This window comes from Bradyrhizobium australafricanum (genome assembly GCF_020329495.1).
In the GTDB taxonomy this organism is placed as follows: Bacteria; Pseudomonadota; Alphaproteobacteria; order Rhizobiales; family Xanthobacteraceae; genus Bradyrhizobium; species Bradyrhizobium australafricanum.
In genome coordinates this window covers 91710-100761 of record NZ_JAGKJL010000035.1, presented here as the reverse complement: position 1 = coordinate 100761, position 9052 = coordinate 91710, and the positions used below count along the sequence as shown (strand labels likewise).

9 protein-coding genes and 1 pseudogene are annotated in these 9052 nt (G+C 63.1%); 2 read left to right on the top strand and 8 right to left on the bottom strand.

All coding sequences use genetic code 11. The features are described 5' to 3' along the window. The first annotated feature begins 12 nt into the window (after positions 1 to 12). Complete coding sequence (locus J6525_RS27840; protein ID WP_028343985.1) at positions 13 to 264, top strand: hypothetical protein; 252 nt, start codon at positions 13 to 15, stop codon at positions 262 to 264. A gap of 145 nt (positions 265 to 409) precedes the next feature. Here J6525_RS27840 and J6525_RS27835 read toward each other — a convergent pair whose 3' ends face one another. The 5 genes from J6525_RS27835 to J6525_RS47295 all read right to left on the bottom strand — a co-directional run bounded on the left by J6525_RS27835 (position 410) and on the right by J6525_RS47295 (position 4678). After that, a complete protein-coding gene (locus J6525_RS27835) occupies positions 410 to 1339 on the bottom strand; it encodes a glycosyltransferase family 4 protein (protein ID WP_225647043.1) in 930 nt (309 codons plus the stop codon). Positions 1340 to 1566: 227 nt separating this feature from the next. Next, on the bottom strand, positions 1567 to 2496 hold the full coding sequence (locus J6525_RS27830; RefSeq protein ID WP_225647042.1) for an NAD-dependent epimerase/dehydratase family protein: 930 nt from the start codon (positions 2494 to 2496) through the stop codon (positions 1567 to 1569). Between the two features lie 18 nt (positions 2497 to 2514). Further along, positions 2515 to 3078: an acyltransferase gene (locus J6525_RS27825; RefSeq protein WP_225647041.1), complete on the bottom strand. Its 564-nt coding sequence runs from the start codon at positions 3076 to 3078 to the stop codon at positions 2515 to 2517. Then, positions 3075 to 3929, bottom strand: a complete 855-nt coding sequence (locus J6525_RS27820; protein ID WP_225647040.1) for a methyltransferase domain-containing protein — start codon at positions 3927 to 3929, stop codon at positions 3075 to 3077. The genes J6525_RS27825 and J6525_RS27820 overlap by 4 nt, the downstream gene beginning before the upstream one ends. Before the next feature lie 8 nt (positions 3930 to 3937). Then, the gene (locus J6525_RS47295; protein ID WP_225647039.1) at positions 3938 to 4678 is read right to left on the bottom strand and encodes a glycosyltransferase family protein; all 741 of its coding nucleotides are present in this window, start codon (positions 4676 to 4678) and stop codon (positions 3938 to 3940) included. Between the two features lie 33 nt (positions 4679 to 4711). Between J6525_RS47295 and J6525_RS27810 the strand changes: the two genes are divergently transcribed. Further along, complete coding sequence (locus tag J6525_RS27810) at positions 4712 to 4954, top strand: hypothetical protein (protein ID WP_225647038.1); 243 nt, start codon at positions 4712 to 4714, stop codon at positions 4952 to 4954. A gap of 75 nt (positions 4955 to 5029) precedes the next feature. On the opposite strand, the gene asnB is transcribed toward J6525_RS27810, so the two are convergent. The 3 genes and pseudogenes from asnB to J6525_RS27795 all read right to left on the bottom strand — a co-directional run. Beyond that, positions 5030 to 6868, bottom strand: coding sequence for an asparagine synthase (glutamine-hydrolyzing) (gene asnB, locus J6525_RS27805; protein ID WP_225647037.1), 1839 nt, complete (start codon positions 6866 to 6868; stop codon positions 5030 to 5032). Positions 6869 to 6870: 2 nt separating this feature from the next. Further along, the gene (locus J6525_RS27800; RefSeq protein WP_225647036.1) at positions 6871 to 8424 is read right to left on the bottom strand and encodes a lipopolysaccharide biosynthesis protein; all 1554 of its coding nucleotides are present in this window, start codon (positions 8422 to 8424) and stop codon (positions 6871 to 6873) included. 477 nt (positions 8425 to 8901) lie between these two features. After that, a pseudogene (locus tag J6525_RS27795) lies at positions 8902 to 8982 on the bottom strand (tripartite tricarboxylate transporter TctB family protein); the annotation flags it as partial. Between the last annotated feature and the right edge of the window lie 70 nt (positions 8983 to 9052).

The following is a 9052-nucleotide window of genomic DNA, read 5'->3' as shown; positions in this document are numbered from 1 at the left end:
TGCTCGAGCGGCATGACCACGCACGTCAACAAGGTTCATCACGTCACCATCATAACCCAGGTTGCAAAGGACCTCGGTGAAGACGAAGATTGGCTGCGCGACATTGCCATCGAAATGGAAATCGAGGACGGCCTGATCTGGGTCTATGGCGTCGGCGAAGATGGTGTTCAGGCGTTCACCGACTTTGGCATCGAAAACCTGATCGAGCTCGTCAGGTTCTACAAGGAAAACCCCAAGCTGCTCACGCGCTGGCAACGGGAATGATCCAACCAGCCTGCGGCCTACGCCGGATGCGTACTATCTTCCTGAATTGCGAAGCTTAGCAGCGTCGATGGCCGGCTCGGCGATCATGGTGGTCGCTTATGAGGTAGCGTGGGGTCACGTCTTGCCGCCCCCAGGAAGCTGGCCTTCAACTCACGGCGGTTTGCCGGATAGCGTCCGAAAAGCTTCGCGCGAACGCACGGACATTGTCGTCCTGATGCGGGACAATGTTTCGTACCGTCGGAGGGCTATTCATCTCCGAAATCTGCATCAGATGATCCGCCAGCGAGACCGGGTCATCGACGCCGAAATAGCGGGCGGCACCTGAGGTCTGCTCGCGGTGCACGTCGATATCCGACAGGATCACTGGAACGCCAAACGACTTCGCCTCCTCGACGGTCGTGCTCCAGCCCTCGAAGCGCGATGGGTTGATCAGGGCTGTTGAAGCGCGCAGCAGCGCGTAGACATGCGGCAGCGGGATAACGCCAAGGTGGCGAAACTGCGCTTCAAGGCCGCGCTTTTGGATCTCGGAGTTTACCAGATCATAGTAGCCCGGCTCGCGCCGGTCTTCCTTGCTGCCGGATGCACAGATCACCACGTCGATCGCCCGCCCCTTCAGGATCGTCAAGGCGTCGACGACGAGCTGGTGGTTCTTGTGGCGATAGAACTGATTGGGCAGGTAGAAATAGTTCGCCGGCAGATTATATTCCGCGATTACGTCCGACGGGTCGGTGTTCAGGAACGCGGCCGGTGGCTGGGTCGCGAAGCGAACGACGCAGACCTTGTTTCTTGCGCCTGGATAGTAGGCCTTGAAATCACGCAGCGCGCTCTCGCTGCTCAGCATGATGGTTCGGCCCGAGGCGATTTGCATGCGAAAGCCAAGCTCGCGGCGCCAGCGTGCCGTCGTTGGAAACAGTTGCGGCAGCGAGCGGTGCTGCAGATCCGGAATCCACGCCACTGCCGGATGCGCGAGCCGCCAACCAAAGAAACGTGCCGATTCGACGACGACATCAATCCCGGCGCCTCGAAACGCCGCCGCGGCTCCCCGATCCAGACCGATCCCGAGTGCCGCGGCCAACCCTGGCTGTCCATCGAATGCTTCCGATCGAACGACCTCGACACCCGGTATTGCGGCAAGCTCCGCGAGCTCATTCTCCTCGGCCCTGTTCCCGGCAAAGACGATCGGAACAAATTCGCCGGGCAGAAACCTGGCAAGCGCCGCAAACAGATTGCGCTGATAATTGTAGCCGCCGGCCCATAGCCGTCGCGAAATGTGACTGAACGCGAACCGCAACGGGCGGGGCGTCACGAAGCCTGCCCCTTGAACCAGGCCACGTAATCGGCAAGGCCCTGATCGAGCGGAATGCACCAATCGAACCCGATCTGGCGCAGCATTGCATCGTCGGCCAGCAGGCTGACGGGATCACCGGGCCGGCTTACGCCGGAGTGTCGCACGACGGCGCTGCTGCCCCACTGGCGGACGAGGCCGGCTGCGATGTCGGCAACGCTTGTCCCGCGGCCCGAACCGCCATTGATGACCCGGAAGGTCTCCTGCGGCGGCGGTTCCGCCACACCGACAAGCAACCTCGCGACATCGCGAACGTCGGTCCAATCACGAATCTCGTTGCCGGTCCCGCCAAGCGTGAGCGTCTGCTCCTTGGCCTGCAGCCGCGAGCAGATGTCCCAGAGCAGCTGTTTACGCAAATTGGGTCCATAGACAGAGAACAGCCGCACGATCGTGCAGCGGATACCGAATGACTGCGCGTAGCTCCGGCACAATTGCTCCATCATGAACTTGTGCTGCCCATAGGGCGACACCGGAGTTGCGGTGGCGCTTTCAGCGATCGGGCCGAAATGATCGGCCCCGTAGACGGCCGCACTCGACGCCGCGATCACGGCGCAGTCCCGCGCGGATCCGCGCAGCCATTCCAGCAGCCGCGCGGTGCTCGCGACGGTGCGCGAGAAATCCTCGAACGGCCGCTCGATCGAGATGCCTACCGACGATCCGCCGGCGAGATGAACGAGATGCGTCGGCAGCCCGTGCGCCGCCGCCAGCGCATCGAGATTGGCCGCATCGATTTCACCGTTGATCCAGCTTCGCAAACCGAGCCGCCGGGCTTCCGTTGCGTCAAGCGCTCCGTGTCCGATGCCATGCACCGCATGGCCCGCCCCCGCCAACTCGTGCACGAGATGGCGGCCGATGAACCCGTTTGCGCCTGTAATCCAGACGATCATGCGTTTGACCCAGCCAAACTAAGTTTCAAGGACTGATCTTACAACACGCGCCGGGTTGCCGGCGACGACCTTGTCCTCGGCAACGTCTGCGGTGACGACCGAACCGGCCGCCACAATCGCGCGGGCACCGATCCGAACACCCCGCATCAGGAATACGCCTGCCCCGATCCAGGCATCGTCGTCGATCACGACAGGGCGCTCATCGAGATCCAGTTGACGCGGATGGCCCCTAGTAAACATCTCCTGAATCTGCCGGTGCCGCGCCACATGGTCCACGGGATGGGTCAGATTGTCGAAGACGTTGACGTCGTGCGCGATCAGAACCCGGTCTCCAATACGGATCGATCCAGCGGACCATATCCGCGAATTCTCCCCGACATAGCACCATGATCCGATTTCAATCAGCCCGCCATGGGCGAACGTCAAGAGCTCGCCCCGGATAATGCTGTTCGAACCGATGACGATGCAGTCGCTGTCACCGCGAATATTGCGGATGCGTGCAGTCGGCATCAGCCTGGCATGCGACCCAAGGCGACAGGTCGCGCGCCCCAGTATCCGCTGCAGCCAGTAATCGAGATTCATCTGATCAACTCGATGCAGGCAATAGCACGCGCACAGCCCGCCCTGTCGTCGAGCCGACCGCGTCCGCTATGCGGGTCAAATGCAGTCGCATTCGCAACATCGGCCTCCGTTGCCCGACGCCAGCCCCTCTTGTCATAGCCGAAGAATTCGAGCTCGTGGGACGAAGGCGCAAAGGCGTCGATCAAGGCCTGGATCATCGCCCGGTCGAAGACCTGAAACCACTTGAAATTCTCATATCGCCCGTATGGCACCGTGATCAGGCAGCGTCCGCCGGGAGCCATGATCCGTCGAAACTCACGCATCGCATCGGCAAAGCCATGCTTGTTGGTTTCGGATTTGGCCGGATCATCAGTGTAGAGCATGGTGTTGTCCAGCCCGACATGCTCCAGCGTGGATATGCTGATAATGGTGTCGAAGGCACTATCCTCGAACCTCGTCTTGCGAAAATCTCCGAAGACGTAGGAGTAGCCCTGATACCAGTAGCACCGCTTCTCCGGTGCCAGCGTCATGATCGTGAGATCCGCCTTGCGCAACGGATCGCGGCCGAGAATGTATTCGTGATTCAGCGTCGATCCCGCATCAAGCATTCGTCCCAGTGGGACACCATCGCGGCGCAACCGGTCGAACAGCCATGGATATTCGACGACTCGTTCATCGATGCCGATGCCAAATGTCTCGGGCAGCGGGCGACCCGATCGGACGGCGGCCGTGTCGATTGCAGTCTGAATGGCGTTCTTCTTGCGCGTAAAATAGCCGACCGACCAGGGCCGACCGCCTCTCGCAAAGTAGACAGGCAATGCAAGCGCGTCAGCCATCTCCTTGATTTTGAAAACGAGACCGTCAACGTGCATGCCTGCTCCTAGATGCGCTCCAAGAGGTTTTCAAATAGAACCCACTGGCGCTCTTTGCTATACAAATCTCCCACCGCTCGCCGCCCCCGCTCGGCTTTGGCCTTCATGTCATCCCAGTTCCGCAGGCTATTCTCGATCTGGGCGAGGCAGTCATTGCCCGCCTCGTAGGTCACAATCGTCTGCCCTGGATCCATTCCCTCCGGATAGTTGCCCGCATCCGACACGAGCAGCGCCCCGCACCCCATCGCCTCGAAGCAGCGCATATTGCCGCGATCCTTGCCGGCCATGTCGATTGCGCCGTTGAGCACGATCTTCGCTGATCCGAACAGCTCGTAGAGGTCCCGGCCGAACAGCGGCAGCCTTGCGATGCGCGCGATGGCGTCGGGCCGCCGGTGCTTGTGCAACGGCAGCAAGCGGCCGACCGCGCTTTCGGCAAGCCGCGTCAGCCGCGACGCATCGAGGCAGAACACGACGTTGCGGTCACCAGCGAGGGCCGCAACCTGTTCGAGGGTTCTGCCCCGCGCGCTATGATGCCGCGAATATCCACCGACAAACGCCACGTCGATCGGCCGTTCGCCGTGGCCGTACTGCTCCATGACGGGGTCGATCGCGGGAAAGAAGAGCTCCGCCCGGCACCCCTTGCTGCGCCACGCCTCGAGGATCGAGGGGAAGTTTCCAAGCACCGCGCCATAGGCGGTGAGATCAGCATTTCCGGAAGGCGCGGCGCGCCAGCACAGCGTCTTCTTCACGCAGCCGGGAAGCTTGGCGACAAACGCACTCGGATGGCGCACCGGATCGAGATTGTAGAACACCTCGGTTCTATGATGCTCGATCTGCGCGAGCAGAATGGCCTCGAGCGTCGGCGATTCCTTCATGCCCTGCTCACGCGCCCACTGGCGCTGCAGCACTTCATCGTCGCCATTCGTGAAGAAGGCTTCAGCTGCGCCGTCGAGCACGGGCTTGAGAAAATGCGCGGCGCCAAACCGATCGTGCAGAAACACGTCGCGGCGCGCGTCGAAACTTGACGCCTTTGCCGCGAGCTGGTTCAGCCTCGGCAAATAGGACGGATAGAGACCGCTATTCTGGAACAGACGCATTGGTTACGCGGACCTTGCCAACATCCATTTCATGTTCAGATAAGGCCAGATCCGGCCGACACTCTTCCAATCCCAGCTCTGCGACGCCGTCAAGCGGCCGACCGCCTTTCGAAGGGGCGTTTCGTCGACGAACTCGGCAAATGCCGGAACATTCCGCTCGAGCAGCTCTGCTGTCCAGCCCGCCAATGGCCCGTTCAGCCATTCCGGCATCGGCGAGTTGAAGCCTACCTTGCGGCGCGCGGTGCGGATGCTTTCGGGCATCAGGTTCGCCATCGCCTGCCGCGCCACCACCTTGGTCAGGCCGTCTGCCGACTTGCTCGTTTCCGGCAGCGCCATCGTGTAGGTGACCAGCCGCCAGTCCATGAACGGCATGCGGACCTCGATCCCGTGCGCCATCGAGAGCCGGTCGAAATTGCGCAGGATGGTGGGCAGCGTGGTCGAATGGAACATGCGGTACAGGCGCCGGTTCAACGCACCCCATGTATCAGGCAATTCGTCATCCTCGGCGACCAGCGGCAGCGGCGCGGGCGCGGCCGTAGCGCCTCCGCGCAGGAAGTAGTGCCCCTCGCGCCTGATCATCTGCGCGCGCAGGAAGTCGATGCCGCGTTGCGCCAGCTGCGATCGTGAGGTGAGCGCGGCTGCTGCGTTCCGGATCCGGAATGCGGCCGACTGTCCCTCCTGCAGGTAGGCGCCCATCAATTCGTCCGCGCCGTGGCCGTCGAGTGACACGGTGACGTTCTGGCGCCGGAGTTCGCGATAGATCAACCACGGCGCGCTCGGCAGTCCGATATAGACGTCGTCATTGTCGTCGAGGATGCGGTCAAGGTCGGTGAGCGCGTCGGAGCGCCCGATCTCGAGGAAGCTCGGTGCCACCTCGGCCCACGCGGCCGCTTCCTCCGCCATCGGCCGCTCGTCATTGCTGGCGCCGGGAAAGGTCGCGACAAAGGCGTGCCGCCAGGCGGTCGAGTCACGCGGCCCCATGCCGGCTTTCTCATGGGTCGCCATGGCGCAGATCACCGCGGACGAATCGAAGCCGCCGGACAGGCAGGTCCCGATCGGAACGTCGCTGCGCATCCGCAGCGCGACGGAATCCTGAAACAGGTCGCGAAAGCGTCCGACCCGTTCGGCCTCGGTATCCGGAATCGCCGGCAGATGGTCCACGGTCCGCCACCAGCGGCGCACCTGCACACGCCCCTGGCGCAACCACATGCAGTGGCCGCCCTGCAGGCGGCGCAGTTGCGCGAACAGCGTCCGCTCGCTGCCTTCGATCCCGAACGGATCAAGCAACAGCCGCCGCGCCACGTCAATATCGAGCGACCTCTCAACCAGCCCGCTCCGCGCCAGCGCCCGCTGCTCGGACGCGAACACGAACCGCTCGGATGACAGCGCATACAGCATCGGCTTGATGCCGAAGCGATCGCGCGCCAGGAACAGATCATCCGTGGCCGTGTCGTAGATCGCCAGCGCCCACATGCCGTTGAAGCGCAGCAGCATGTCCTCGCCCCAAGCCTGCCAGGCGGCAAGGATCACTTCGGTATCGGACTGGCTGCGAAAGGCTGCGCCCTTCGCCTCGAGTTCGCGGCGCAATTCGAGGAAGTTGTAGATCTCGCCATTGTAGACGATCACATGGCGGCCGTCGCCTGATGCCATCGGCTGATAGCCACCCTCGCCTGGATCGATGATGGCGAGCCGGCGATGGCCGAAGGCGACGTTTCGCTTGGCATTGAACCAGGTGCCCTCGCCGAACGGACCGCGATGCGCGATCAAATTGGTGAGCCGCGAGATGTCAGCCGGCTCCACGGGAGCGCCGCGCAGATTGACGATGCCTGCGATACCGCACATGTCTAGACGGCCTTGAAGGGCAAGAAGCGAGTGATGATGACGTGGAGATCGCGCCAGCAGACGGCGCGGTAGGGACCCAGTTGCGACACGGCAACGGCGGCAACAAAGATCGCCGCCGCCGACATACCGTACAGCGACACCACATACCACCATGACGGCGCCTGGTCGAATGACACATGGCCGAGCTGCGAGCGCAGCGCCAGCGCAACGGCGATCCCCGTCCCGAGCGGGATCAGGACGAAATGCAGCATCCGTGACCACATCCCCGAAAGCCTGAAGGTACGCCGCAACAGCAGCACCGTGATCACCATCTGCGCAACCATCCCGACACAGGAACTCCAGCCGGCCGCCTGCCAGCCGAAATACGGCAGCGCAATGGCGCTGGTCGCCAGCGTGAAGATGCCCGTGACGAGCGAGATCAGCGCGTTGGAACTGGAGCGCCCCTGCGACAGCAGATAGAACGCAAACACATTGGCGCTGGACCCCAATATTCCGCTGATCGCAAGCACCACCAGCACCAGCTGGGCCTCGGCGGCGACCTCGGCGCCGGTCCATCGATGCAGCAATGCGCCTGCGACCGGGATCAGGCCACCCAGCGCGCTCGCGGCAAGCACATTGAGAATCCAGGACGAGCGAAGCAGGAGGTCGACCTTGCGATCGTCATCCTCTCTCTGCAGGGTGCTGAAGAACGGGAACAAGATCTCGCCGATCTTCAGCACACCGATATAGACAGCCTCCTCCAGCCGCTGCGCGACGCTGTAGAAGCCGACGAATTGCGGTTGCAGCAGCGCGCCGAGCAGATAACGGTCCGCCTGGCCTGCGAACAGCGCGCCGCTTTGCGCCGCGACCTGCCAGCCGCCAAGCTTCACCAGTGCACGCAACGCGCCGCGATCGAGCGCCGGCCGTGCCAGCCAGTCACTGATTGCGCGTCGCGACCAGGCGACGACCATCAGGAGATTGGTTGCGAAGCCCAAGGCCTGACAGCCGATGAAGGTCGAGGCGCGCGGTGCGTGCGGGATCAGCAGCAGCATCGACATCGTCGTCACCACCGTGCCCGTGATGCTGATCGACGCGATCCGCCGATAGTCCTGACGCGCCGTGAACAGCGAGAGGAAGACGGCGAACAGGCACTGGAACAGCCAACCGGCGCCCGCCAATGCGAAGGCGAGCCCGAGGTCGTCGGCGGCCGGGCCGCCGAGGTGGAATCCCAGCCGTGCGAGCGGCGCGCCGGCAAAGGCAAGCAACGCCGCGATCAGGCCGCCAAGGACGATGGCAAGCGCGAGAGCGGTCGCGAAAAATCGCCGCGCCTGGTCGTGGTCGGACGGTTCCAGCCTTTGCGCGAGCTCCCGCGCCGTCGAAAGGCCGAGCGCATTGCTGAACATCAGCGCCGGCGCGACACAGGCCGTCACCAGACCCGCAACGCCGAACGCGGCGAGACCGAGCCGGAAAATCACGAACGGCAGGATCGCGAGGTTCAGCAGCACCGCAACCGCGAAGGCGGTCGCGTTCCATGCCGAGTTACCGAGCAGATGGGATGGACCCTTTTTCACCGCCATGCCCGCTTTCGGTCCATCGCTCCGATACGCCTCAAGTGCCTCTTCCGTAAGGGCAAAACCCATTCGGCATGACGACGGGCTAGCAGCCGGCGCGGTGATTGTCGAGGGTTGGCAGACGGCGGGGAGCCGTGGGACCAGGCCAGGGCCGCAGCAAAGGCACGAGCCGATCTCCACGGAACCATGCTGGTTGCTTGCGGCCTGGCTTGTCGTTCAAGCAACAATTGGAAAGGCCTGTCAAAATTCTAAAGCAGATAAGCACAGACCCAAAGCCGCCCGTTCAAACAAGAGGTATCTAAATGCCCTTTCCGCCACATCCCGAGCCCTGTCGGGCTTCGGCATGCTCGATCTGACCCAGGCACGTTCCGGGCTCACTGCGTGCGCCAGCTCGAGCACCGTCATCACACGGCGGGCCTGCGCGCGTGGCGAAGGTCTCTCGGCCGCCGCGCAAGGACCGCCGTGAGGCCGTAGAGGCTGCCGGATGATGCAGAGATAGAACGAGAAGTGACCGGGTTCGAGCCCGGTCGCATCCCAGGACGCGCCTGTACGCCAATTGTCGTAGCCGCGCGCTGACGCGAGCGCGCGCAGCAGAACGGCCATCGGTCTAACGGCAGGTCAAGCTGGCGAAGCG

Coding starts and splice junctions, on each gene's coding strand:
- J6525_RS27840 (WP_028343985.1), top strand. CDS start 13: ATGACCACGCACGTCAACAAGGTTCATCACGTCACCATCATAACCCAG.
- J6525_RS27830 (WP_225647042.1), bottom strand. CDS start 2,496: ATGATCGTCTGGATTACAGGCGCAAACGGGTTCATCGGCCGCCATCTC.
- J6525_RS27825 (WP_225647041.1), bottom strand. CDS start 3,078: ATGAATCTCGATTACTGGCTGCAGCGGATACTGGGGCGCGCGACCTGT.
- J6525_RS27820 (WP_225647040.1), bottom strand. CDS start 3,929: ATGCACGTTGACGGTCTCGTTTTCAAAATCAAGGAGATGGCTGACGCG.
- J6525_RS27810 (WP_225647038.1), top strand. CDS start 4,712: ATGGCGCACCGGATCGAGATTGTAGAACACCTCGGTTCTATGATGCTC.
- asnB (WP_225647037.1), bottom strand. CDS start 6,868: ATGTGCGGTATCGCAGGCATCGTCAATCTGCGCGGCGCTCCCGTGGAG.
- J6525_RS27800 (WP_225647036.1), bottom strand. CDS start 8,424: ATGGCGGTGAAAAAGGGTCCATCCCATCTGCTCGGTAACTCGGCATGG.